Source organism: Clostridium sp. MF28 (genome assembly GCF_002969175.1).
GTDB lineage: Bacteria > Bacillota > Clostridia > Clostridiales > Clostridiaceae > Clostridium > Clostridium beijerinckii.
The window spans coordinates 5101619-5127672 of sequence record NZ_CP014331.1; the positions used below are offsets into that span (position 1 = coordinate 5101619).

General features: G+C 29.9%; 24 protein-coding genes, 3 tRNA genes and 1 pseudogene. 20 read left to right on the top strand and 8 right to left on the bottom strand.

The annotated features are described in order from the left end of the window. Positions 1–63: 63 nt before the first annotated feature. The 6 genes from AXY43_RS22400 (at position 64) to AXY43_RS22425 (ending at position 6461) form a co-directional block, all read left to right on the top strand. Complete coding sequence (locus tag AXY43_RS22400) at positions 64–1146, top strand: 2,3-butanediol dehydrogenase (protein WP_011968796.1); 1083 nt, start codon at positions 64–66, stop codon at positions 1144–1146. Between the two features lie 150 nt (positions 1147–1296). Continuing rightward, a complete protein-coding gene (locus AXY43_RS22405) occupies positions 1297–2187 on the top strand; it encodes a sulfide/dihydroorotate dehydrogenase-like FAD/NAD-binding protein (protein ID WP_105412185.1) in 891 nt (296 codons plus the stop codon). After that, positions 2187–3581 (top strand): NADPH-dependent glutamate synthase, encoded by a 1395-nt coding sequence (gene gltA / locus AXY43_RS22410; RefSeq protein ID WP_105412186.1) that lies wholly within the window; start codon positions 2187–2189, stop codon positions 3579–3581. The genes AXY43_RS22405 and gltA overlap by 1 nt, the downstream gene beginning before the upstream one ends. A 217-nt stretch (positions 3582–3798) precedes the next feature. Continuing rightward, positions 3799–4581 (top strand): HD domain-containing protein, encoded by a 783-nt coding sequence (locus tag AXY43_RS22415; protein WP_039770648.1) that lies wholly within the window; start codon positions 3799–3801, stop codon positions 4579–4581. Positions 4582–4970: 389 nt separating this feature from the next. Continuing rightward, the gene (locus AXY43_RS22420; RefSeq protein WP_105412187.1) at positions 4971–5840 is read left to right on the top strand and encodes a cation diffusion facilitator family transporter; all 870 of its coding nucleotides are present in this window, start codon (positions 4971–4973) and stop codon (positions 5838–5840) included. 168 nt (positions 5841–6008) lie between these two features. Continuing rightward, positions 6009–6461: a hypothetical protein gene (locus AXY43_RS22425; RefSeq protein WP_105412188.1), complete on the top strand. Its 453-nt coding sequence runs from the start codon at positions 6009–6011 to the stop codon at positions 6459–6461. A 54-nt stretch (positions 6462–6515) separates the two neighbouring features. On the opposite strand, the gene AXY43_RS22430 is transcribed toward AXY43_RS22425, so the two are convergent. After that, complete coding sequence (locus AXY43_RS22430) at positions 6516–7280, bottom strand: DODA-type extradiol aromatic ring-opening family dioxygenase (RefSeq protein ID WP_105412189.1); 765 nt, start codon at positions 7278–7280, stop codon at positions 6516–6518. Between the two features lie 188 nt (positions 7281–7468). On the opposite strand from AXY43_RS22430, the gene AXY43_RS22435 reads away from it, so the two are divergent. From AXY43_RS22435 to AXY43_RS22455, 5 genes are all read left to right on the top strand, one after another. Further along, on the top strand, positions 7469–7777 hold the full coding sequence (locus AXY43_RS22435) for a winged helix-turn-helix transcriptional regulator (RefSeq protein ID WP_011968801.1): 309 nt from the start codon (positions 7469–7471) through the stop codon (positions 7775–7777). Between the two features lie 328 nt (positions 7778–8105). Continuing rightward, a complete protein-coding gene (locus AXY43_RS22440; RefSeq protein WP_105412190.1) occupies positions 8106–8705 on the top strand; it encodes a nitroreductase family protein in 600 nt (199 codons plus the stop codon). 378 nt (positions 8706–9083) lie between these two features. Continuing rightward, a tRNA-His gene (locus AXY43_RS22445) sits at positions 9084–9159 on the top strand. Between the two features lie 3 nt (positions 9160–9162). Continuing rightward, positions 9163–9237, top strand: a tRNA-Gln gene (locus tag AXY43_RS22450). A gap of 6 nt (positions 9238–9243) precedes the next feature. Continuing rightward, positions 9244–9319 (top strand) — tRNA-Lys (locus AXY43_RS22455). A 213-nt stretch (positions 9320–9532) separates the two neighbouring features. Here AXY43_RS22455 and brnQ read toward each other — a convergent pair. Then, positions 9533–10891: a branched-chain amino acid transport system II carrier protein gene (brnQ, locus tag AXY43_RS22460; RefSeq protein ID WP_011968804.1), complete on the bottom strand. Its 1359-nt coding sequence runs from the start codon at positions 10889–10891 to the stop codon at positions 9533–9535. A 675-nt stretch (positions 10892–11566) separates the two neighbouring features. Between brnQ and AXY43_RS22465 the strand changes: the two genes are divergently transcribed. From AXY43_RS22465 to AXY43_RS22485, 5 genes are all read left to right on the top strand, one after another. Further along, positions 11567–11890, top strand: coding sequence for a PTS lactose/cellobiose transporter subunit IIA (locus AXY43_RS22465; protein WP_038457332.1), 324 nt, complete (start codon positions 11567–11569; stop codon positions 11888–11890). Between the two features lie 69 nt (positions 11891–11959). Further along, entirely contained in the window at positions 11960–12265 is a 306-nt protein-coding gene (locus AXY43_RS22470; RefSeq protein WP_011968806.1) for a PTS sugar transporter subunit IIB, read from the top strand. A 41-nt stretch (positions 12266–12306) separates the two neighbouring features. Next, complete coding sequence (locus AXY43_RS22475; RefSeq protein ID WP_105412191.1) at positions 12307–13716, top strand: GH1 family beta-glucosidase; 1410 nt, start codon at positions 12307–12309, stop codon at positions 13714–13716. Positions 13717–13844: 128 nt separating this feature from the next. Beyond that, positions 13845–15173, top strand: coding sequence for a PTS sugar transporter subunit IIC (locus AXY43_RS22480; protein ID WP_011968808.1), 1329 nt, complete (start codon positions 13845–13847; stop codon positions 15171–15173). A 154-nt stretch (positions 15174–15327) separates the two neighbouring features. Further along, a complete protein-coding gene (locus AXY43_RS22485) occupies positions 15328–16095 on the top strand; it encodes a MurR/RpiR family transcriptional regulator (RefSeq protein ID WP_238948362.1) in 768 nt (255 codons plus the stop codon). Between the two features lie 139 nt (positions 16096–16234). Here the strand turns inward: AXY43_RS22485 and AXY43_RS22490 are convergent, their stop codons facing one another. From AXY43_RS22490 to AXY43_RS22510, 5 genes are all read right to left on the bottom strand, one after another. Next, positions 16235–16978 (bottom strand): LytR/AlgR family response regulator transcription factor, encoded by a 744-nt coding sequence (locus AXY43_RS22490; protein ID WP_077305671.1) that lies wholly within the window; start codon positions 16976–16978, stop codon positions 16235–16237. 17 nt (positions 16979–16995) lie between these two features. After that, complete coding sequence (locus tag AXY43_RS22495) at positions 16996–17397, bottom strand: hypothetical protein (protein ID WP_105412192.1); 402 nt, start codon at positions 17395–17397, stop codon at positions 16996–16998. Between the two features lie 21 nt (positions 17398–17418). Continuing rightward, positions 17419–18405 carry a flotillin-like protein FloA gene (gene floA / locus AXY43_RS22500; RefSeq protein WP_011968812.1) on the bottom strand — a complete coding sequence of 329 codons (987 nt, stop codon included), beginning with the start codon at positions 18403–18405 and terminating at the stop codon, positions 17419–17421. 26 nt (positions 18406–18431) lie between these two features. Beyond that, positions 18432–18929, bottom strand: coding sequence for an NfeD family protein (locus AXY43_RS22505; protein WP_105412193.1), 498 nt, complete (start codon positions 18927–18929; stop codon positions 18432–18434). A gap of 148 nt (positions 18930–19077) precedes the next feature. Then, positions 19078–19929: a sensor histidine kinase gene (locus AXY43_RS22510; RefSeq protein WP_105412194.1), complete on the bottom strand. Its 852-nt coding sequence runs from the start codon at positions 19927–19929 to the stop codon at positions 19078–19080. A gap of 553 nt (positions 19930–20482) precedes the next feature. On the opposite strand from AXY43_RS22510, the gene AXY43_RS22515 reads away from it, so the two are divergent. Continuing rightward, the gene (locus AXY43_RS22515; protein ID WP_065418584.1) at positions 20483–21721 is read left to right on the top strand and encodes a GNAT family N-acetyltransferase; all 1239 of its coding nucleotides are present in this window, start codon (positions 20483–20485) and stop codon (positions 21719–21721) included. Positions 21722–22094: 373 nt separating this feature from the next. Here AXY43_RS22515 and AXY43_RS22520 read toward each other — a convergent pair whose 3' ends face one another. Beyond that, positions 22095–23015, bottom strand: a complete 921-nt coding sequence (locus AXY43_RS22520) for a DMT family transporter (RefSeq protein WP_039773731.1) — start codon at positions 23013–23015, stop codon at positions 22095–22097. A 699-nt stretch (positions 23016–23714) separates the two neighbouring features. Here AXY43_RS22520 and AXY43_RS22525 point away from each other — a divergent pair. The 3 genes and pseudogenes from AXY43_RS22525 to AXY43_RS22535 all read left to right on the top strand — a co-directional run bounded on the left by AXY43_RS22525 (position 23715) and on the right by AXY43_RS22535 (position 25626). After that, positions 23715–24023, top strand: a complete 309-nt coding sequence (locus tag AXY43_RS22525) for an aspartate/glutamate racemase family protein (protein WP_023976776.1) — start codon at positions 23715–23717, stop codon at positions 24021–24023. Between the two features lie 863 nt (positions 24024–24886). After that, on the top strand, positions 24887–25060 hold the full coding sequence (locus AXY43_RS22530; protein ID WP_105412195.1) for a hypothetical protein: 174 nt from the start codon (positions 24887–24889) through the stop codon (positions 25058–25060). Beyond that, positions 25060–25626, top strand: a pseudogene (locus AXY43_RS22535) (zeta toxin family protein). The gene AXY43_RS22530 and the pseudogene AXY43_RS22535 overlap by 1 nt, the downstream one beginning before the upstream one ends. Positions 25627–26054 lie beyond the last annotated feature (428 nt).

Here is a 26054-nt window from a genome sequence, read left to right on the forward strand (position 1 = left end):
TGGAAATTGCTTAATAAAATATATGTGAATTAATTAACAATTTATCCAAGGAGGAGTTTTAAGATGAAAGCAGCATTATGGTATGCAAAGAAAGACGTTAGAGTAGAGGAAATTGAAGAACCTAAAGTTACAGTTAATGGTGTAAAGATTAAAGTAAAATGGTGTGGAATATGTGGATCAGATTTACATGAATATTTAGGAGGACCTATATTTATACCAGTAGGACAACCTCACCCATTAAGTGGTACAACTGCTCCAGTAGTTTTAGGACATGAATTTTCAGGAGATGTCGTTGAAGTTGGTCCTAATGTAAAGAATTTTAAACCAGGAGATAGAGTAATAGTTGAACCTATAGTTGCATGTGGAAAATGTCCAGCATGCTTAGAAGGAAAATATAATTTATGTTCATCATTAGGTTTCCATGGACTTTGTGGAAGTGGTGGAGGACTTGCTGAATATACAGTTTTCCCAGAAGAATTCGTACATAAGATTCCAGATGAAATGTCTTACGAACAAGCTGCTTTAGTTGAGCCAATGGCAGTAGCATTACATTCAATTAGAATTGGTAATTTTAGAACAGGGGATACTGCGTTAGTACTAGGATCTGGTCCAATAGGACTAGCAACTATTGAGTGCTTAAAAGCAGCTGGTGCAAAATTAATAATAGTATTACAAAGAAAATCTATAAGACAAGAGTATGCTAAAAGAGCAGGGGCAGATGTAGTATTAGATCCTAATGAAGTAAATATAGCAGAGGAAGTTAAGAAGCTTACTAACGGATTAGGAGTTGACGTGGCGTTTGAAACTACAGGAGCTCAAATAGGTTTTGATACAGGTATAGATAGCTTAAAGTTTGAAGGAACTTTAGTTGTAACTAGCATATGGGAAAATGATGTTAAATTTAATCCTAATGTATTAGTATTTACTGAGAAGAAAATCATTGGAACATTAGCATACAGACATGAATTCCCAGCAACTATGGCTCAAATGAAAGATGGAAGAATAAAAGCAGAAGGATATGTAACTAAGAAAATACATTTAGATGATATAGTTGAAGAAGGATTCGGAGCATTAACAGGTCCAGAAAAGAAGAAACATGTTAAGATATTAGTATCTCCAGACAAAGAACTTGTATCTAAATCTTAATCTATATGGAATTTGCAATTAGCAATAAAGATATTAAATAATACTTATAGATAAAGTATATTCTCGCAAGAACAAAAATTATGCTAAGATTCAGATGAATATAAAAATCATCTGAATCAAGTTTACTTGGTTAAATTAGGAGGAACGTAAATGTATAAAATAGTGAACAAAAAGGAGCTAACAAATAATATATTTTCAATGGATATAGAAGCTCCAAGAGTAGCAAAATCTGCAAAGCCTGGACAATTTATTATTATAAAAAATGATGAAAAAGGTGAAAGAATACCTTTGACTATAGCAGATTATGATCAGGAAAAAGGAACAGTAACTATAGTTTTTCAAACTGTAGGAAAAGGAACAAAACAGTTAGCTGCTTTTAATGAAGGGGATCATGTAGCTGACTTTGTTGGACCATTAGGTGTACCAAGTGAATTTATACATGAGGATATAGAAGAATTAAAGAAAAGGAATTTCATCTTTGTGGCAGGTGGAGTTGGTGCAGCACCAGTTTACCCACAAGTAAAATGGATGCATGAACATGGAATAGCTGTAGATGTTATTTTAGGAAGCAGAAACAAAGATTTATTAATATATGAAGATAAATTAAAGAATGCTGCTGGAAATCTTTATGTAACAACTGATGATGGTTCATATGAATTTAAGGGAACTGGATCAGATATGCTTAAAGAGCTAGTTAATAATCAAGGTAAAAGTTACGATCATGCAATTATTATTGGACCAATGATAATGATGAAATTTACTTCTATGCTAACTAAGGAATTAAAAATTCCAACAACAGTAAGCTTAAACCCAATAATGGTTGATGGTACAGGTATGTGTGGTGCTTGTAGAGTTACTGTTGGAGGAGAAGTTAAGTTTGCTTGTGTTGACGGACCAGAATTTGATGGACATTTAGTAAATTACGATGAATCAATGAGAAGACAAGCTATGTATAAAACAGAAGAAGGAAAAGCACAGTTAGAAGTTGAAGAAGGAAATACTCATAGTCACGGTGGCTGTGGTTGCAGAGGTGATAAATAATGGACATGAATGAGAGATTAGTTAGAATACCAGTAAGAGAGCAAGATCCAAAGGTTAGAGCAGCTAACTTTGAAGAAGTTTGTCTTGGATATAACGAAGAAGAAGCAACTAAAGAAGCTTCTAGATGTTTAAACTGTAAGAATCCTAAGTGTGTAGAAGGATGTCCAGTATCAATCAATATACCAGGATTTATTTCTTATGTTAAAGATGAAAAATTTGAAGAAGCTGCAAAAGAAATTTCAAAATACAGCTCACTTCCAGCAGTTTGTGGAAGAGTATGTCCACAAGAAAAGCAATGTGAAGGAAGATGTGTTTTAGGAATAAAAGGTGACTCAGTATCCATTGGTAAGCTTGAAAGATTTACAGCAGATTGGGCAGCATCACATAATGTTGATTTAAGTGCAACAGAACCTAAAAATGGAATTAAAGTTGCAGTTATAGGAAGTGGTCCTGCAGGACTTACTTGTGCTGGAGATTTAGCTAAAAAAGGATATGAAGTAACTATATTTGAGGCACTTCATAAAGCAGGCGGAGTTTTAGAATATGGAATTCCAGAATTCAGACTTCCAAAAGAAAAAGTAGTTAAAAATGAAGTTGAAAACATTAAGAAACTTGGTGTTAAAATAGAAACTAATGTTATAGTTGGCAGAACTATAACTATAGATCAATTGTTTGAAGATGAAGGATTTAAAGCTGTATTTATAGGTTCAGGTGCAGGACTTCCAAGATTCATGGGAATACCAGGAGAAAATGCAAATGGAGTATGTTCAGCAAATGAATTTTTAACAAGAGTAAACTTAATGAAAGCAGCAGTAGAAGGATATGACACTCCAGTTAGAGCTGGTAAAAAAGTTGCAGTAGTAGGCGGAGGAAATGTTGCTATGGACGCAGCAAGAACTGCCTTAAGACTTGGATCTGAAAGCCATATCGTTTATAGAAGAGGTGAATCAGAACTTCCAGCAAGAGTAGAAGAAGTACATCATGCTAAGGAAGAAGGAGTAATCTTTGACGTATTAACTAATCCAACAGAAATCTTAGTAGATGAAAATGGATGGGTTAAAGGAATGAAATGTGTAAGAATGGAACTTGGAGAACCAGATGCATCAGGAAGAAGAAGTCCAGTTGAAGTTCCTGGTTCAGAATTTGTTATGGATGTAGACACTGTAATAATGTCACTTGGAACATCACCAAATCCATTAATTTCATCAACAACTCAAGGATTAGAAATCAATAAGAGAAGATGTATTGTAGCTGAAGAAGAAACAGGTCTTACTACTAAAGAAGCAGTTTATGCTGGTGGAGATGCAGTTACAGGAGCAGCAACAGTAATACTTGCTATGGGTGCTGGTAAGAAGGCAGCAAAAGCAATAGATGAGTATTTACAAGGAAAATAAATATAAACATAAAATAAATATAATTTTTATGATCAAATCCTAAATTATAAAGCCTTGGCAATATTAAATGAATATTGTCAAGGTATTTTTATTCTTTAAGGATTCATAATGAATGTGAATTAAAACCTATGCTCAAATAGAAGGGAGCTTTATAGTTAAGTAATTTATGCTAAAGGAGTATAATAGATATATATTTAGATATAGTAAGGAGATAAAAATGGAAAATATATTAGTTAAAGAATATTATGATTGGTTTAGCTCTTATGTAAAAAAATTTTATGGGGAAGATAGCTTAATAAATCAGAATATTAAACTTAAGGAAATACATACGCTAAAAGTCGCAGAGCATGCTGTAAATATTGCAAAATCTTTAAATTTCACCCAAGAAGAAGTTGATACAGCGGAGATAATAGGATTATTCCATGATATAGGAAGGTTTGAACAATTTAAAAAGTATAAGACATTTAGGGATGCTTTTTCAGAAAATCATGCTGCTTTAGGCGTTAAAATATTAGAAGAGAATGGAACATTAAAAAACTTAGATGACAGTAGAAGAAAGATTATTATTAAAGCTGTAAATATTCATAATGCAAAAGATCTTCCGATGGATTTGAATAAGGAAGAATCATTGTTTTGCAAATTGATTAGAGATGCCGATAAACTTGATATTTTCAGAATCATTATGGGATATGAGAGAGAAAGAAAAAATCATCCTAATCCGGCGCTTGATAATTTACCTTTTACATCAGGCTATAATTCAGAGCTTATTAAGGACATTCGTTCAAACAAAAAAATTAGTAATAATTCACTGGAAAATTATAATGATAGAAAAATATATGAATTAAGTTGGATAATTGATTTAAATTTTTCATTTTCTCTTAACTATATAAAGGAGAGAGACGTTTTAAAAACATTAATTAGTTGTTTACCTAAAAATGAAGAGATTGATGACTTAGAACGGTATCTTGATAAATATATAGAAAATTCTATAGCAAATTAATTTATCTGTAAAATGAACATTTTAATTACTTTCTGTTTGATAATAATATTTAATTTATGGCCATATTAGCTAACCTGAAACTATTAACCAAATGCTAAATGCGTTATGTTTAGTATATACACATATAAGTATGATAAGGTCTATAAAATTCAGTGTCATATAATATGTAGATATAATAACGAATAATACTTATGTTATTTGGAAAATTAACTTTATGTAATCTTTAATTGTAAAATACATTTTTATAGCAAATCATATGCTGTAATTGCCTTATAGTAAAGTACTTGAAAGTGAATTACTTCAATGAAGAGTATGTTTTGCATAAATTTATTTAAGAATGATAATTATTAAGATAGCATTGAAAAATAGTATAGTCAGGGGTGGAAAGTATGGAAAACAGTTATAATAATTTAAAAATAGCGGAACGTGGGGCTAGAGTGAGTATTATAGCGTATATAACATTATCATTATTAAAACTCGGAGTTGGTTTTTTTGCTCAATCCAAGGCATTATTAGCTGACGGAATTAATAATACTACCGATATAATAGCTTCAGTGGCAGTTTTAATTGGATTAAAGATATCAAGAAAGCCAGCTGATGATGATCATCCTTATGGTCATCTTAGAGCAGAAACAATAGCATCATTAATAGCATCTTTAATTATGCTGGCTGTTGGTCTTGATGTGCTCTATAATGCGATTAAATCAGTTATCTTTTTTAACCCTAAGGCTCCTGATTTAGTATCTGCTGTAGTTGCAATTTTTTGTGCTGCGGCTATTTACATGGTATATCGTTATAATATGAGGATTGCTGTTAAGATAAAAAGCTCTGGGCTAATGGCTGCTGCAAAAGATAATCTTTCTGATGCATGGGTAAGTATTGGTACGACCATAGGTATTGTTGCTTCTCAGTTTGGTTTTCCTTGGATAGATCCTCTTGCAGCTGTAGTTGTAAGTGCTTTAATATTAAAGACAGGATGGGATATATTTAGGGAGGCAACTCATAATCTATCAGATGGTTTTAGTAGAGAGAAGCTTGATGGTATAACTAAATCTATTAACCAAGTTCCTGGTGTTAAACAAATTAAGAATATAAGAGCGCGCGTTCATGGAAATAATATTTTACTTGATTTGGTAGTTAGTGTTAGTTCTGAATTGTCTTTAGTTGAAGGGCATTCCATTACCGAAAAAATAGAAGATAAATTGAAAGAAGATCTAGATATAACGCAGGTAATGGTTCATGTTGAGCCGGATAAGTAGAAAGTATAAATGTAGCTGAGGAAAAAATAAAATTCCTCAGCTACATTTTTTATTTGGAATTAATTAAGTTGTAAAAGCATAGCGAACCAATTTCATATCGAGCGAATAATATAATATGTAGAATTTTACCAATGAATATAAAGAGATGAGCATAAAGCAGGTGTTTAAATGGATATTAATCGAATTATATTTAGTATAACACGAGGATATTGCAGATATATTGGTTCCGGTTCTTGTAGAGAAGTATTTGATCTTGGGAATGGATATGTAGTAAAAATAGCAAAGAATGCAGCTGGAATTGCACAAAATAAAACAGAGTATTATATTTCTCGTTATGACAATTCTAACATGTTTGCGAAGGTTATAGATGTTTCAAAAAACTTTGAGTTCTTAATTATGGAGAGAGCGAATAAGGTATATAATATTACGGAAATATGGAGATATTTTGATGTTAAAAGTAAAAAAGAAATGTTTGCTTTAAAACAGATAAAAAGTATTTCTCAAAATTATAATTTACTATTAAGTGATTTGAATAGACAAAGTAGTTGGGGAGTAATTAATGGCAGGCCAGTAATTATTGATTATGGATTCACAAGAGAAGTAAAGGAAAAATACTATTAAATTTTTTACTAAAGCAGGATTGAGTATATCATATCCTGCTAAAATATTAGATTACTAAAATTCAAGGCAAAGACGGCTTAAATTTCCTAATTCATACTCTCGAAAAATAACTCTAGGAATTAGTAGCGAACTGCTGCCTAATGCTATAAATAGCGGAACAAAATGCTCAGGGCTTGGAACAGCCAAATCGGCATTTGGAGCTTGATCTCTATAATTGTAAAGTGAATTAAAATCATTTTCTTTTAACCTGTTAATTAACCATTCATCAAACTCTTCAGCCCAAGAATCATTGCTTACAGCTTCAAAATCAACTAAATTTAGATTATGAACTGTATTTCCGCTTCCGATAACTAAGATATCTTCATCACCTAAAGTTTTTAGAGCGCTACCTATTTTTATTTGTTCTTCAATGGATAATTTCGAGTCTATTGAAACTTGAACAACGGGGATGTTGGCTTCTGGATAAAGGTGTTTTAAAAGAGTCCAAGCTCCGTGATCTAGACCCCTATTTAAGTCTTTTTTAACTTTTATGCCTTCGTGTGAAAGTTTTTCTTCGACTTTTGCTGCAACTGTACTAGAACCTTGCGCCTCATATTTTACATTGTAAAGTTCTTCTGGAAATCCATAAAAATCATATACTGTTTCGTATGTGGAATCAGAAGATGATATAGTTAGTGTTTCACTATCCCAGTGTGCTGTAAAGATAACAATAGCTTTAGGGTTTAATTTCTTTCCAAGATTATTTAGAAATTCAGTATAATTATCTTCTTCAATGGCCATCATTGGAGAGCCGTGTGCTAAAAATAAAGGTTTAACCATATAATAAAATCCTCCTTTAGATTCAATAATTAATTAATATTAGATATTACCATAAAGATCAAAGTTAATACATAAGTTTTACGGAATATTGACTTATTTAATGAATATTATTATATTTAGTATAATATCATAAGTTGCTTATCTTAATTAAGTGATTATGATAGAATAGTAACAGGTGGTGATTAAATATGGAAAAATTTCATATGTGCCCAAGGTTTGAAAATGCTTTTGAATTACTAGGAAAAAGATGGACCGGATTGATTATAAGAACATTATTGAATGGACAAAATCGATTTTCAGATATAGAAGAAGCTATTCCTAATATGAGTGCTCGTATGCTTACAGAACGATTTAAGGAGCTGGAAAAGGAAGGAATAATTATTAGAAAAGTTTATCCGGAAACTCCAGTGCGCATAGAATATGAATTGACAGAAAAAGGCCGTGATCTTCAAAGTGCCATGGATGAGATTCAAAAATGGGCAGAAAAATGGAATTAACTAATACAATTCAAAAAATATAAAGAATTTTCTTAATTACAATAGAGATTCTTTATATTTTTTTATTGTTTGAAAATTAAAAAAATTATGAATTTATATTTAAAATACTATTGACTAAGTGTTATAAGTATGTAATAATTAATCTAAAGTTACTTACTAAATGTAAGTAACTAATTAAAAATATTGAAGTGGATTTATTAGGCTTCACTGTTTTTATATAAAAGATGTACTAGTTATAGTTAGATATAATTTTAAATTACTATAAGTAATTATTTGGAAAAAATATAAATACTTAAATAAATTTAGATATGATAGGAGGAATGATTATATGTCAAAAGATTTTTTTACTGCTGTAGCAGATAGACGTTCATTTTATGGAATTAGTAAAGAAAAGGTGGTTTCTGATGATAGAATCAAGGAAATTATAGAACATGCTGTAAAGCATACACCATCATCATTCAATTCACAAAGTGCAAGAGTAGTGCTATTGTTAGGAGATCATCATGATAGATTATGGGATATCACAGAGAATGCTTTAAGAAAGATTGTTCCTGAAGATAAATTTGAGCCAACTAAAGAAAAAATAAATTCATTTAGAAGTGGTTACGGTACAGTTTTATTTTTTGAAGATAATAGCGTGATAGAATCTCTTCAACAACAATTTTCACTTTATAAAGACAATTTCCCAATTTGGTCTCAACAAGCAAGTGGAATGCACCAGTTTGTTATTTGGACTGCATTAGAAATTGAAGGATTTGGAGCATCGCTTCAACATTATAATGAGCTTATTGAAAATGACATAAAGAAAGAATGGGGAATATCTGATGATTGGAAACTTATTGGGCAAATGCCTTTTGGAAAGCCAACAGCGGATCCAGGCCCAAAAGAATTTAAACCATTAGAAGAACGTATAAAGGTATTTAAATAAAGAAATATTTCAATGATTATTTTCATATAATAGGGGTGATTTTATCACCCCTAAAAATTATTTAACTGATTCTAAACTTATTAAAATCAGAAAATAATGAGATTATGATTTAAATGAATAATTCTATTTATTTTAGATAAGAGTATTTTTAGCTAGAAATGCTGAGATATCAATAGAATAAAGAGGCTTTAGGCTTTGGTTATAATGGTTTTGAAAATATAATTGGTACTATACTTAGCATTAATTATATTTATATAGTTGACAATTAACAATATGTAACTTATAATAAACAAGCAAATAAAAATTTTTTACCTATATTGGTAATACTTTAATCTTTAAAAATTAGAAGTAAAATTTTAATTTTTATAGTCAAATATGGTGAACGTAGTTCAGTTGGTAGAGCGCCAGTTTGTGGCACTGGTTGTCGTGGGTTCGAGTCCCATCGTTCACCCCATACTGGGATGTCGCCAAGTGGTAAGGCAATGGATTCTGACTCCATTATTCGCAGGTTCGAATCCTGTCATCCTAGCCAATTTTTGGTTCACTAGCTCAGTCGGTAGAGCACATGACTTTTAATCATGGTGTCCCGGGTTCGATTCCCGGGTGAGCCACCAATTATATAATACAAATTGAATATTTTGAATTGAACTTAGCATTAATATGCTAGGTTGTTTTTTATTTCTGAAAATTTATACTTATATAAAAGCTGCAAATACTGTGTTAATTGTAATATAAATTATTAAAAAATCTCTTTACACGAGCGTAAGATAAATAATCTACAATCTGTGTAAAGAGATTTTTATTGAGCTATTCTTAAAATATTATGGTTAAGCACTTTTACGTTTCTTTGAACGAATAGTCCAGATGATTAGTCCTATGAAGAACCCGTAAAGAGCTGGTATTATCCATCCAAATCCATAATCAAAGCCAGGTAAATATGAGTGAGCAAAATTCACAAGTTGCTTAACGATTAAATTTTCTTGTAGAGGTTGAGGCAATGATTTACATAAATCAAAAAATGCCGCAATAACTGTGAATCCTGTTGTCCATCTATAAACATCGCTTTGTTTATTAATAAAAGGTGCTAATAGAGATAGTAGGATTAAAGTAATTACTAAAGGATATAAAAACATAAGTACTGGTATAGATAGTTGAATGATATTACTTAATCCAAAGTTAGCGATTATGAAAGAGAAAACTGTAAATAAAACAGCATATTTTTTGTAAGAAATAGAGTTTGGAAACATTTCGCTGAACATCTCAGAACAAGAAGTTATCAAACCAATAGCTGTTTTTATACATGCAATTCCAACAATAAAAGCTAATAATATTTGTCCGGTAAAACCAAAGTAATGATTGCTTACCATAGATAATATACTTCCACCGTTATCAGCACGGTTAACGCTACCTAAGCTTGTAGCACCCATATAAGCTAGCGATCCATAGATAATAGTCATTCCTATAACGCTAACAAGGCCTGATTTACATGTCTCTATAGCAATTGATTGAGGGTTTTTAACTCCTAGTTTTTGTATGTTAGAAATAATAATAATAGCAAAGGCTACAGAAGCAAGTGCATCCATGGTATTATATCCATCTAATAAACCAGTGAATAATGGCTGAGTTGCATAATTTCCTTGAGCAGGAAATTGACTTGCTTGTCCCATTGGATTTACAAATGTAGCGATTAATAAAATTGATAATAATACCAAGAAAATAGGGGTAAGATACTTACCAACCCAATCTAAAATTTGTCCTGGTTTTAATGAAAAATAAATAGTAAAAGCAAAAAATATTAATGAAAAAATAATTAGTCCTAATTTCAAATATCCATCAGAAATAAAAGGATGAATTCCAACTTCAAATGCAACTGTAGCAGTACGTGGAATTGCAAATAAAGGGCCAATTGTTAAGTACAATAAGCATGTGAATATACTTGCATAACGAGAGCTAATAGGCCTCGCCATATCAAATAAACTTTCACTTCTTGAAAGAGCAGATGCGATAATCCCTAATATAGGTAATCCTACTCCAGTAATTAAAAATCCAATAGTAGCTGTAAAAGCGTGATCTCCAGCCTGTTGTCCCATTTGAACTGGGAAAATTAGATTACCAGCACCAAAAAATAGTCCAAATAATAATGAACCTATTAATAAGTTTTGCTGAAAGCTTAGCTTTTGTTTCATAAATAATCCTCCTTAAATATTTTCGTATTATCAAAATAATTATACTTCTTTTATTAAAGTGTTTATTTTTTTGCATTTTGATAATACATTGTCAATTTTTAATTATAATATATTTATTTATATTAGTAAAACTCATTTTTAATATATTAGTTAAATTATTCTACTTAAAAATTAAAATGAAAGGGATATTTACATATATTGAAGTGAAATCACTTTGTCGAATAAATATGTATGTAAACATAATTTTTTTATAAGATGATTTTTAATAAAATATTATAAATTTAATTGTTGTGTTTAAAAAAAGATAGTGTATAACACTTAATTAATAAAAAAACCAAACGCTGTGCTATTTTATTCAAACACTGTGTAAAGAATATATATTTTTCTTAAACACTACGAGTAAAAAAATAAACAGTTAAAAAAGCAATCAAACAATATTGGATTTTTACTGAAAATATTTTTAAAAATATAATTATAAAATAAAAATATTTTCAAAAGAGCGGGAAATGGTAAAAGCTTTATATAGTAAGGTCTTACACTGTTTAAATGAAATAAAAGGAGCTTTTAAATACTAACTTTTGAAAAAGTTTTTATAGAGTTTGGCATCCGTATTGCTTTTGTGTAATGGCATGGAATGAAGATGATTTAAATTATATAGAGCGGAGGAGATTAGTTATGGAAGAATTAGAAATAGCAATTATGAATATTATAATCAATGCTGGAGATTGTAAAAATCACGCTTATATGGCTCTCAACAATGTGAAAGAAGAAAATTATGAAGAAGCTGAAAAAGAAATGGAATTAGCAAATGATGCTATTGCAAAGGCACATGATGGACAAACAGTGTTTCTACAAAAAGAGGCTAATGGCGAAAGAATAAATATGTCAGTCTTGTTTGTACATGCACAAGATCATTTGATGACTGCAATAACAGAGAAAAATTTAATTGAGCAAATAATTGAACTAAGAAAAGTTATAAATGGATTAGTGAAAGTGTAATTAAAAAACAGATTAAATTTAAAATAAATTCTATACAAAGATATACTTTTTTAAAGGAGAGGATAGTAAATGATAAAAATTAGATTATTTTGTGCAGCAGGAATGTCAACAAGTCTTTTGGTAAATAAAATGAAGGATGCAGCTAAAATCAGGGAAATAGAGGTAGATATTGAAGCTTTTCCAGAAGGTCAAATGGATAAACATCTAGATGGTGTAAGTGTTGCGTTATTAGGACCACAAGTTGGATACACATTAGGAAAAGCGAAAAAAATATGCGAACCATTGGGAATCCCTGTAGATGTAATACCTATGGTTGATTACGGAATGATGAATGGGGAGAAAGTATTAGATTTTGCGCTAAGATTAGCTAACTAGTGAATGGACAAATATGTAGAAATAGAAGGAGTAATTAAATTATGAAATTTTCTAAGGATTTTCTATTTGGAGCAGCTTCTGCTGCATATCAGGTAGAAGGAGCATATAACGAAGATGGCAAGGGAATATCAAATTGGGATGTATTTTCCAAGATTCCAGGAAAAACTTTTGAGGGAACTAATGGAGATATAGCGGTAGATCATTACCATAGATATAAAGAGGATATAAAATTGATGGCGGAAATTGGAATAGAATCATATAGATTTTCTGTTTCTTGGCCAAGAATAATTCCAGATGGTGACGGGGAAGTTAATCAAAAAGGGATAGATTTTTATAATAATTTAATAGATGAATGCTTAGAATATGGAATAGTTCCATTTATAACATTATATCATTGGGACATGCCTCAAAATTTAGAGGAAGATGGGGGATGGACAAATAAAAGAACTGTTAATGCTTTTGTAAAATATGCGGAGGTGTGTTTTAAAGCATTTGGTGACAGGGTGAAGCATTGGATTACTTTTAATGAAACTGTTGTATTTGCATCGCTAGGGTATCTAGCAGGAGCGCATCCACCAGGTATTAGGAACAATCCTAAAAAGTATTTTCAAGTAACACATAATGTTTTTACAGCACATGCCAAAGCGGTAAAGTCCTATAAGGAAATGAAGCAGTTTGGTGAAATAGGAATAACTCACGTTTTTTCTCCAGCATTTAGTATAGATAGCAATGAGGAAAATATTAAAGCAGCATACCATGCAAATCAGTATGAAATTAACTGGTATTATGATCCGATATTAAAAGGAAGTTATCCAGAATATGTAGTTAAACAGTTAGAACAGAAAGGATGGCTTCCAGAATGGACTCAAGATGAATTAGATGTAATAAAAGAAATGGCGCCAAAGAATGATTTCATAGGTCTTAATTATTATCAACCGAAAAGGGTTGCAAAGAATGATATTCAAAATGAAAGTCAAGAAAGAACTAGAGAGAATTCTACAGGAGCACCAGGAAATGCATCATTTGATGGAGTTTTTAGAACCGTTATGTTAAAAGATAAAGTTTATACAAAATGGGGATGGGAGATTGCTCCAGATGCATTCTTAGATGGATTAAGGATGTTAAAAGATAGCTATGGTGATATAAAAATGTATATTACTGAAAATGGTTTGGGAGATGAAGATCTGATAATTGAGGATGAAATAGTAGATGTTCCAAGGATAAAATATATCGAGGCACATTTAAAAGCGGTGAAAAGAGCCATTGAAGAAAATATAAATTTAAAAGGATATTACGCTTGGTCTGCAATTGATTTATTGAGCTGGTTAAATGGATATAAAAAGCAATATGGCTTTATATATGTTGATCATAAGAATAATTTAGATAGAAAAATAAAATTATCAGGATATTGGTACAAGAAGATAATAGAAGAAAGAGGAGAAAAACTTTAGTAAAGACTTAGTAGTTAAAAGATCCTAATATGTATTCATTAAGCGCGCAATGTTTACTTATATTAAGATTTGAAACTTTAGGTAATATAAAATTTGTTATTTAGTTGAGTATTTAAGGAGGAATTATTATGTCATCGTTTCAAAATAATTTAAATGAGAAAGTAATACCGATAGTTATGAAATTTGTCAACTTAAAAGGTGTTCTTGCCTTAAAAGATGGTATCTTATATACATTACCTCTAACGTTAGTAGGTTCAATATTTCTGTTATTAGCTCAATTGCCATATCAACCATTAAATGACTGGTTAGCTGTTACATTAGGTGCAGGGTGGACAGATCCTTTATGGAAAGCATATGGAGCCACATTTAATATAATAGCGCTTATGGGGACAATAGGAATAGCATATACTTATGCTAAAAATGAAGGTTATGAGCCTTTATCTGCAGGAGTAATATCATTTGTAGTATTTGTATTAACAACTAGCTCTTCTGTAGTAACTAAAAGTGGAGAAACAGTAGGAGATGTAATCCCAACAGCATGGTGTGGGGGAAAAGGTATGGTCACTGCAATTATTATAGGATTAATAGTTGGCGCAGTTTACTCATGGTTTATGAAGAGAAATATTACAATAAAAATGCCAGCAGGTGTACCACAAGGTGTTGCAAACTCTTTTGCAGCGTTAATACCAGGAGCGGTAATAATAGTTGGTGCAACAGTACTTTATTCAGTATTTAACTGGGGATTACACACAACTCTTATCGAATGGATATATAAAGTAATTCAAACACCTTTACAAGGTATGACAGATTCAATAGGTGGAGTATTATTTATGGGATTTGCAATTCCTTTCTTATGGTGGTTTGGAGTTCATGGTTCAACAATAGTAAGTGGTGTAATGTCAAGTGTATTGACATCGAATACATTAGATAACGCAGCTATAGTTACAAGTGGAAAAGAATTAACAATAGCAAATGGGGCTCATATAGTAACACAACAATTTTTGGATCAATTTATGACAGTAACAGGGGCTGGTATGACAATAGGTTTAGTTGCGGCAATGTTGGCATTTTCAAAGTCAGCTCAATGCAAACAATTAGGAAAACTCGCAATAGTACCTGCGATATTTAACATAAATGAACCAGTCACATTCGGAACACCAATAGTAATGAATCCTTTTATGGCTCTTCCATTTATAATTACTCCTATGTTATCTGGAATAATACTTTATTTTGCAATAGCAACAGGAATAGTTCCACCATTTGGTGGGGTAATGGTTCCATGGACAACTCCTCCAGTAATTTCAGGTCTTTTAGTTGGTGGTGTTAGAACAGCAATATTGCAATTCTTAGTATTAGTAATGTCATTCTTTATATATCTTCCATTCTTTAAGAAGTTAGATAATATAAACTATAAGAATGAGCAAGCTGCACAAAGAGGAAATGGCGTGTCAGCATAAATAAAATATTTAAGCAAAATGTTACACAACTAATTTTAAGTTGTGTAACATTTTTATTTTAGCTAATAAACCCGCTTTCTAAGTGAAACATGTAAGATATCATATAGTTTTTTTGATATAATATTGGTATAATGCAATAAATAAGGAATATGAGGTGGGAAATTTGGATCCAATTAGTTTGATGAAATCTATGGCTTCAACATTTACGAAAGTTGAACTTGAAATTTATAATAGATTAATGTCTGATCCGACATTAATTATGAATAGCACGATAGTAGTACTTGCAGAAGACCTTAATGTATCTAATTCTGCTATAACAAGATTTTGCAAAAAGTTAGGCTATAAAGGGTATGTAGAATTCAGATATGATTTTTCCTGCTATTTTAATAAGGAAGAGAAGGAAAACGAAGACCATATTATTAATAGAACAGTAACTACATATTTATCTGTCTTGAATATATTAGAAAAAATGATAAGCGAAGATGAGATTAGAAAATTAGTATCAAAGATGAAAAAAAGTAATAATATTCGAGTAATAGGTATAGGAGAGTCAGGATTAATTGCTAAGTATTTAAGATATCGTATATTCAAATATAAAAGAAATATTGAGGCATTGGATAATAAGTTCGAAATAGATGAAAGTTGTAGTTTAGCAGAAGAAGGAGATATGCTAATTGCTATTACCAATAGTGGAAAAAGTAAGGAAATTAATAGACAGATAGTAGAAGCATATAATAATGGTATAACGACCGTAGTAATAACAACTAATGATATTGCGGTTTTAAGAAGCAAGTCCCATTTTTACTTCCAGATGCCTTCGGCTGGACAATTTTATAAACCAGGTGCATATGACAATCAGCCAATTATTATAATTTTTTTAGAGATGATAGTTAACTTATTTGCGTTTTTTAACGAAGAGTAGTAAAAAAATAAGAAAGATCAAAATTCAATTATAGAACTTACCGTATATTTCATTTATAAAAATATATAGAATTAATTTTTTTATAATAAAAACCTCCTAGAAGTAATGTTATGTTGCTATTTCTAGAAGGTTTAATTTATTATAAACTAAAAAGCTTTTTTATTTCCTCATATTTTTCGTGAGTAAGTAGAGCATCTTTTTCTGTATTTTTAAGTTTGACAATATACGTCCATCTTCCGTATGGATAGATTTTTGTAATCAATGATAAATTGATAATATAGGATTTGTGACTTCTAAAGAATTGAGTATGGTCTAGTTTTTCTTCTATATCTGATAAAGAAATGGAAGTTGTGAAGCTATCTGTTTTTGTATATATAACAGTGGAACTTTCTTCTCTTTGAACTAAAACAATCTCCTTTGTATCTACAAAACTTATACCTTCCTTATTTTTTATCATAAGCTTATCCAATCCCTTTTCGTGCTTTATTATTTTATCTATACCATCTCCATAGCTGGGTTTATTTAAATTTTTAATTCTGTCTAAGGTCTGCATTACTCTTTCTATTTTGAATGGTTTTATTAAATAATCAAAAGCGTACAACTGGAAGGCTTCGGACATATACTCTGCATGGGCTGTTGCAAAGATAATTATAGTTTTAGGGTCTATATCTGTTAATATTCTAGCACAATCTATACCGTTGCACTTAGGCATCTCAATATCAAAGAACACCACATTAGGGCGGTGCTCTTTAAATATGTCTATAGCTTCTTCACCATTATCTGTTTCTCCGACAACTTCAAATCCACCAGATTTATCTAGTATTTTTTTTATTATGGTCCTTATTCCTATTTCATCGTCAACTATAAGCACTTTTATATTCATAGAATAATTCTCCTAATTTAAAATCTTCTTTTTCTAGTTTTACTTTTTGGCTTTCCAACTATCTCTGAAAGTATAATAGCTTGTTGAAGTCTAACTGGTGTTATTTCCTGGGTAATAGAATCTATAATTCCTTGTGGATTTGAAGAAGCTGCTTCTTTTTTATCATAGTAGCTATTTTTTGTATTATTATAAGAATCCGTGTTTTCACTAGCTATATCGTCAATGGAATCACCTTCGTCATATTCTTCATCATGATTCTCTAACTCCGTATCGGGAGTGTCGTTTATACTATCATTCAATTCGGCTGCATTTGGATATTTGAAAACAAAATTTCTTGAATTATTGTTTGATATGGACGTAGGATTGAATATAGCATTTGCAAGAATTTTTAATACATTAATGGTATCATCATATTTCATAGTTTTCACTCTCCCAGGAGTCTATTTTTTGTCTCTCTGCTCTTTGTTATCACTAGAAAGAGATTGGCTTTTATTTCCTGCGCTAGAAATCGAACTTCTCATACTTGTATCTGCAATAACATTTTGCATATCATAATAATCCATTATTCCAAGTTTTCCTTCTCTAAGTGCATAAGCCATAGCTCTTGGTACTTCGGCTTCTGATTCTACAACAGCGGCTCTCATTTCTTGCTCTTTGGCTACAGCCATTGCTCTTCTTTCTTCAGCTTTAGCTTGAGCTATATTTTTGTCGGCTTCAGCTTGTAAAGTTTGAAGCTGAGCTCCTATATTTCTTCCTACATCTACGTCAGCTATATCAATGGATAGAATCTCAAAGGCAGTACCTGCATCTAAGCCTTTATTTAATACTGTTTTTGAAATAGCATCAGGATTTTCTAATACTATCTTATGACTAGTAGAAGAACCAACTGTAGTAACTATACCTTCACCAACTCTGGCTAGTATAGTTGCTTCTCCAGCTCCTCCGACCAACCTTTCGAGATTAGCTCTAACTGTAACTCTAGCCTTAACTAAAAGTTCTATACCATCTTTTGCAACTGCTGAAACATTTGGAGTTTCAATAACTCTAGGGTTAACACTCATCTTAACTGCTTCTAAGACGTCTCTACCAGCTAAGTCAATAGCAGCAGCTTTTTCAAATTGTAAGTCTATGTCAGCTCTATGAGCTGCAATTAATGCATTAACTACATTATCTACATTACCACCAGCTAAATAATGGGCTTCTAATTGATTGACATTAAGTCCCATACCAGCTTTTGTTGATTTAATAAGTGGAATTACAATTTTAGAAGGTACAACTCTTCTAAGTCTCATACCAATCAAGTTGAATATGCTTACTTGAACATTTGCTGCTAAAGATGATATCCATAATCCTATTGGTATAAATCTAACAAACACAGTAATTAAAAATACAACTGCTATTGCTACTATAATTAAATTGGTAATCATTAATAATCTCTCCTTTAAATATAAATTTATATTTTAACTTTTTTTACTAGTAATTTAACTCCGCTAACTTTAAATATTTCTACATTAGTCCCCTTATTAATGTATTCTCCTTCAGAAATTACATCAAATTTAACTCCGTCTATATCTACAGAACCAGTTGGCCTTAGATCAGTAACAGCTACTCCAGATTTTCCTAACAAATAATCTAAATCTGAAGAACTAATATACCCATGTTCTTTCTTTTGCTCATCAGGAAGAATTAATGGTTTAAAGAACTTTCCTTTCGTGAAAAAAGTTAGAACAACACCTAACATGATGCCAAGAATTGCTAAAATTCCTAATGCCATAGCTAAGGCTTGTGCAAAATTCTCTGCAGTCAATGCCACTGCAAGTATTAAACATATAGCTCCGGCGATTCCTGGCAACCCAAAACCTGGAATATGCATTTCTAAAAGCACTAATCCGAACCCTACTATTAAAAGCAAAACTGTAAGAACTGTTATATCTGGTAAAAATGCGATCATATTTTTGTACCTCCCTCCTTGGTATATAAATATAATAAGCCACATGTTGAAGTTTGGTAACATAAAGCTTCTAAGTTATACAGTTTTTAGGTTCAAATGTCATTTATAAGAGTGTTGGCATCTTTGAATATCAATTTATAAGATTTTATTATTCTTTTTTTGGTAGAATAACTTCGAAAGATGTTCGTTTATCATTTGATGTAACTTCGATCGTACCAGAAAAACATTCAACAATTTCTTTAACTATATAGAGGCCCATACCATCACCTTTTTCATTTTTTGTTGAGAATCCTTCTTTAAATATTCTGCCTATAATTTCATTGGGGATACAATTTCCATTATTAGATATGTTAAGTCTTATATTTTTTAGATCTTCTGATAATTCAACAAGCATATATCTATTATTTGGTTTTTGTTTTAAAGCAAATATAGCATTATCTATAATATTGCCAATAATTCTGCAAAAATCCCATGGTTCCATATTAAGATTGTTTAAGTTGCTTTTTATTTCAAGCTCCATATCTATATTGTTCTTTTCGGCCACTTGCAATTTCGCCTGAAGCAATGCGTTAACTGCTGGCTTTGAAGTCTTTAGAGCTTTACTAATTCTTACTATATCTTTATAAACAGGTTCTATATAGCTTCTTGCTTCCTTAAATTCTTCAAGTTCCATTAATGAATAAATAACCTGAATATGATTCAAGTAGTCGTGACGTTGAGATCTTAATGTTTTATTAAATTCCTCAAGATACCTTATTGTATCTATTAAATTATTACTGCCTTTTTTAAATAAAAAATTATAAAATATTATTCCTGTAATGACACTATTAATACCTATGCTTATAGCTACGACATAAATGATAAAATTTCCTTCAATCATATGTGGATTTTGACTTTTGTAGTAAATAAATAGAGTTATAAAGATTATTTGTATTAAGTTTAAAAATATAGATACTAGAACAATCTTAGAGATGTTGCAGGCTTGCTTTTTTATTATCATACTTTACCTCCTTGCAAATAAATGACAAGTATATTTTACCATGTTTCTCTTAATATTAACCTTGAATCACCTTAATTTATTCTTAATCAGTGATAGGGAAAATAAAAGCCGTTTATATAGTGTTATAAAAGTTTGCGAAAAATTTTGGGATATTATATATGATACAATTGAATTTTTAAATTTGAGTCTTAACTTAGCTCACATAACTTAAATTTTAAATGTGAATTTATTGTTGCAGCATATATGTGAAATATATTAATTTTAATTACCAAATATAATAAATAAATATGTCTGATTTTATTGAATGTACAAGGAAAGAGTGGGTTAGTTTTTTATGCAAATAGTGAAAAAAGGAGTTTGTATACTTAAAATAAAGAGGAATAAATTGTAAAGCTTAGCATGTATAGCACAAAGATTTATAGTATAATATAAGATAATAATAAAGGATAATTAATTATATGGTATTGTAAAATTATACTGATAAATATTTAGGTTATTAACAATATAAAATGAATTATATTTAATACGTTTTTGATGAATATGGGGAGGATTTATGAAAGATAAAGAAATGTTTATTGAGGAATACGGCGATTTTAAAATGCGAAAATTAACTGAAGATGATTTAGAACAGTTTAATGGGCTTTTACGTTATGCATTTCAAATAACGATGGAAGATCTTTTGCATACTGGTTGGACAGAAGAGCAAATTATGCATGCTAAAATGCCGATTCTTAAAAATGCCTATGTTCTTGGTTGGTTTTATCACGGTAAGTTAGCTTCAATGATTGTAGTATATTCCATGAAAGTAAATATCCATGATAGTATTTGCAAAATGGGTGGGGTTACTGGAGTTGCTACCTATCCTGAATACACTGGAAAAGGGTTAATTCATTCTTTGATTAAGCGAGCTATTATTCATATGAATGAAGAAGGTCAAGTTATTTCTTGTTTATATCCATATTCGATCCCCCTTTATAGAAAGCATGGTTGGGAAATAATTTCTGATAAAATAACTTTCACAATCAAAGATTCGCAGCTTCCTAAAAAAAGAGCAGTAGAAGGAATGATGGAACGTGTAGATTTAGAATGTGAGGATCTTTTAAATGTACATGATTATTTTTCAATGCAGAGACATGGTGCAATGATTAGAGATGAGCTTGCGTGGGATGAATATTGGCGTTGGGATAGTGATGATATTATTGCGGCTATTTACTACAGTAAGAATCATAAGCCCCTTGGTTATCTAATCTATTATATTAGAAATGATATATTTTATATTAAAGAAATGGTTTATTTAAATACTGAAGCACACCACGGAATTTGGAATTATATAAGTGCCCATTATTCTATGGTTAATGAAGTGAAGGGAAATAATTTCTCGGGAGAGCCAATGGCTTTTTTATTTGAAGATAGCGAGATAGTTGAAACTATTAAACCATACTTTATGGCAAGGATTATAAATGTAAAAGAATTTATAATAAAATACCCATTCCTAGTAAAAGCACAGAAACTTAAGATAAGTTTCAAAATAAATGATCCTATTGCTCAATGGAATAATGGCATTTTTAATATCTATTGGGATGATGAAGAAACAGTCTGTGAGAAGAGTGATGATATGTATGCTGCTAATTTAGTGGAAATGGATATTCAGACATTAACAACTATGCTTATGGGATATAAGCGTCCTACATTCCTATATGAGTGTGGAAGAATAAAAACAGAATATTATATGCTTAAAATTTTAGAACAGTTAATACCAGTAGAGAAGCCTTATTTTTCAGATTATTTCTAAATTTAAAGAATATAAATATATAGATGTTTATATATAATTTCCTTACAGTGGAATTCTAAACTTCATAACAAAATCCCAAACTCCAAAGTCGTTTGCGATTTTGTTCTAATTGATTAAGGAAGTATAACTTATAAGAATAAATAATAGTCTTGAAATATGATTTGTTTCAAGACTATTTCTGCATCAATTTTAAATGATTATAATTGAGAAAATAATTTAACTACATAATTGTATTAATAAATAATATAAAATTAATAAAAAGATTACTATATTCATGTTGCATTAAAGTATATTGAAATTCTAAAAAGATTAAATGTATTTAAATAATGAAATGACAGAGCATAAGTAGGATAAGAATTTTTTTGTTAAATACTTATATAGCTTTTGAATTACTTGAACTATCATCTTTTACTTTTACCGTTTGGCCAATTAAAAATATACATATCCCTATTAAGATAATTAGTGATCCGATAATTTGATTATAAGATATGGATTCTCCGAGTATTAAGAATGCTAATGTACACGTTCCAACAGGCTCACCTAATATACTCATGGAAATAGTTGAAGCACTTAACCACTTAATTAGCCAATTTAAAACTGTTTGACCAAGTATTGTTGAAATTAATGCTAAGCAGAAGAACCATAACCAATCAGAGTTTGCATAGCCTATTAGGGGATATTTTAATATGACAGAATATGCTAATAAAAATATACTACTGCTTAAATAACAAATGAAAACATAAGCAACTAGAGATAAATTTTTTCTTACACTTTGTCCAATGAGGAAATATGCTGTAATAACTCCAGCTGCTAGTAAAGCAAGTATATCTCCTATCAAGGCTATCCCACCAATTTTAAAATCGCCAAATCCGATTATACAGCTTCCGAATATAGATAAAAAACCACCAAATAGTGATAGTTTCTTTAATCTCTCACCAAAGAAAAAATAGCTTCCTATAAAAGCAAATAGTGGCTGCATAGTTACAAGAACTGTTGAACTTGCAACTGAAGTAAAACGCAAAGATTCAAACCAAAGTATATAATGTATTGCTAGAAAAATTCCTGATGAAAACACTGCCGCTAATTGTTTGAGTTTCAATTTTTTTATTTCTAGTATGTATTTTTTGTTAAATAGTATTACAGGTAATATCATCAATGTTGAAAAAACTAATCTATATGTAGCTATTATTGGAGCTGGAGCTGCCGATAGTTTTACAAATATAGCAGATGTAGAAATAGCTAAAACTCCAAAAAATAAAAAAAGGTAATGTATAATTTTATGTGAATTCTTCAAAAAGATTACGTCCTTTCTAAATAAAAATAATTTCAGAATATTTCTTTGTAAATATAATCATATGATTTAAGACTTCTTTCAAATGTATAAAGACGAGTAACTTGTTTATCATGTATATCTGTCTCTTACTTGGTGTATTCTTCTGTTTTCAACTTTTGAGTCGCTTTTGTGGTAGAAATTTTATCCATATGATATGTGAACTTTAACTATCATATAATATGTTTGTTGAAAGTTCAACTATTATTATAGATAAGCCAATTATAAGCTAGATTTATACTATGAAATATATCCCAACTAGAAACTGGAATAAAAGCATATTATTCATTTCGGCGAGTTATATGCATAAGTTCAGGTCTTAGTTGGGTTATCTATAGGTTCATTATTTATAGTTTAAAAGTATTTATTATATAGGTTATTTATAATTATTGATTACGTTTCTGATTGTTTTAAATTCTAAAGAATAAATATTCTTCACAATATTTATTCTTTAGAATATTACCATATTAGAATATATATTCTTCAGAATATGCTTATAAAATGCGGGTTGAAAGGATTCTAGTATGAAAATAACATTGATTTTAATTTATAATTTACTTGCTTTTATTTTAAGAATACAGATACATAAAATTATTTATATTGGTAATTTCTTGGGCTATAATAAAGCTATTACTACATTAAGTATTATTATATAGATAGGATATGCATTTTAAAAAAACTTTTAGAGATAATGGAATCAAAATAGTAGTTCCAGAAGAAATAATTCGCAATTTTATAAATGATAAAATAACTAATGAGTTAGAATATGGAATTATTAAAGATAGCACAAAACAAAAAAATATTAAAATAATTAAAGAGTTAAAGGAAAGAGAAAAAGTAGAAGGTATAATATTAGGGTGCACAGAATTGCCTTTGCTACTTAAAGACGTAGAATTCTCGCTAAATGTTTATGATACTATGGAGATACATGTAAATAGCATATTATCAAATATAATTAATTTAAAAGCATAGTTTGCTTTATAAATGACAAGACAAGAGGATGATGCTGTAGTTCTTATGGTTTAAATGCAATTCAGCTTATAATATTCTTAGTCAAAAAGGAAGATTTAAAAATAACATGGATTTATAATCAAAATGTTACAAATAGCTATAAATAATATTATCAGTGGGATTAGAAGATTAATTTATGAGAAAAACAGAATTTGGTACAGGAACGGGAATTGCATAAAAAAAGCTGTACTACAAGGTATTTAAACCAAGTAATACAGCAATCCACCAAAATAAATGGTGCCGCTGGCCGGATTCATAAGGAGCTTGTTTACTAATATTCAGTAATGCTTAAAAAGCGCATGGTTATGCCGTTTTATATGTAGACAAGTAGTTTCGATTTTTAGTAGTTTTTTGTGCCGTAGTGGGAAAAATAGTGGGAAAATTATCGTTTGTAGTTAAGTGATATCAATGCTTGAAAGAAATTAAAAAAATAAAATCAGATTTATAATAAAAGAATAAGATATTGAATCAAGAAGGTATACCATTTTAGTGGTCAAGATAAAGTTCAAGATGGTGGCCAAGATAGTGGTCAAGTTGAAAACATGAATGAAACAATTAAATTTTGAGTAGTGAGAAGAGTAAGAGAAGAAATTCAAAGATTATGTTAGATAAAAAAATATGATTACTCTAGAAAAAATCTTAAAGTTATTATTAGAAAATGACAAATCAAAGATGAATTTTCTAGAAAAAAATAATAGTAAAAATATATAGAATAATAGAAGTAATTATAGAGCAACCTTGTAAATTCAATAGATAAAAGTGTTTATATTGATAATTGGTTAGGATATAATATAATAAAAGTATTATTTATCGGAGGAAGTTCTATGGAAAAGATAAATGAAAAAAATAATTTATATGATCAATTTTTAAAATATTCATATGCAGATTTAAAGGAATTGTTTAAAAGAGCTAAAACAAAAGAAGAACAAGATTTTTATATTGCTTTATCTGAGATAGTGCTGCAAAAGGAACAAGAAAGAGTAATAGGTAAAAATTAATGGCTACTTATACTATATTTGCAGGAGTAAATGGAGCAGGAAAAACATCGATATATGAATCTATTTATTATGAAAGAAATAAGAATGAAAAAAGAATAAATACAGATGAGATGGTAGCAAGAATAGGTTCATGGAAAGATAATAATCTTCAAATCAAATGTGCAAGGGAAGCGGTAAAGCTCATAAACTACTATATAAAAAATGATATATCATTTAATCAAGAAACTACTCTTGCAGGCAAAAGTATTATTAAAAATATAGAAAGAGCAAGGCAAAGAGGTTTCTATGTAGTTATAAATTATATTGGAGTTAATAATCCTAATATTGCTAAAGAAAGAGTTAGAATTAGGGTATTAAAAGGTTGACATGGAATTCCAGATGAAGCTATAGAGAGAAGATATTATGAGTCATTAGAAAATTTGAAAGAAGTATTGAATGTATGCAATGAAGTAAATATATATGATAATACAAACAGATTTAAGGATGTAGCTTATATATGTGGTGGGAAAATTAAATGGAGAAGAAATATTATACCTGAATGGAGTAGAGATATTTTAATAAAATAGATGATTAAAATAAAGTTAATGTAAATTGAATGATAATGATAAATTTAACACTAAAAATGTTTCAAAAGAAGCTTAGTTTTTTGTACTAGGCTTTTTTTGTTATAATCAAAAATGAAAGAAAACAGTTAATATTAAAGTATAGATTGTTGAAATAAATGGTAATTTGTAATATAATAAAAGTGCCCTATAAAGTAATGTTTTGCTGTTATAGGGGGATTTGGTATTCTTTGTCAAGATGTAATTTGAATAAGAATAAGATAATAAGTGAGAACAGTATAAGAACTAACTTGTGCATTTCACTACCTCCGATTAATATGCCTGTAGAGCTATTAATAATATAATCATATACCAATAAGTATCGTGGAGGGATGGTAGAGATTAATACATATATGGAGAAATCTAATATACGTATTGATAAGTTTCTAAAA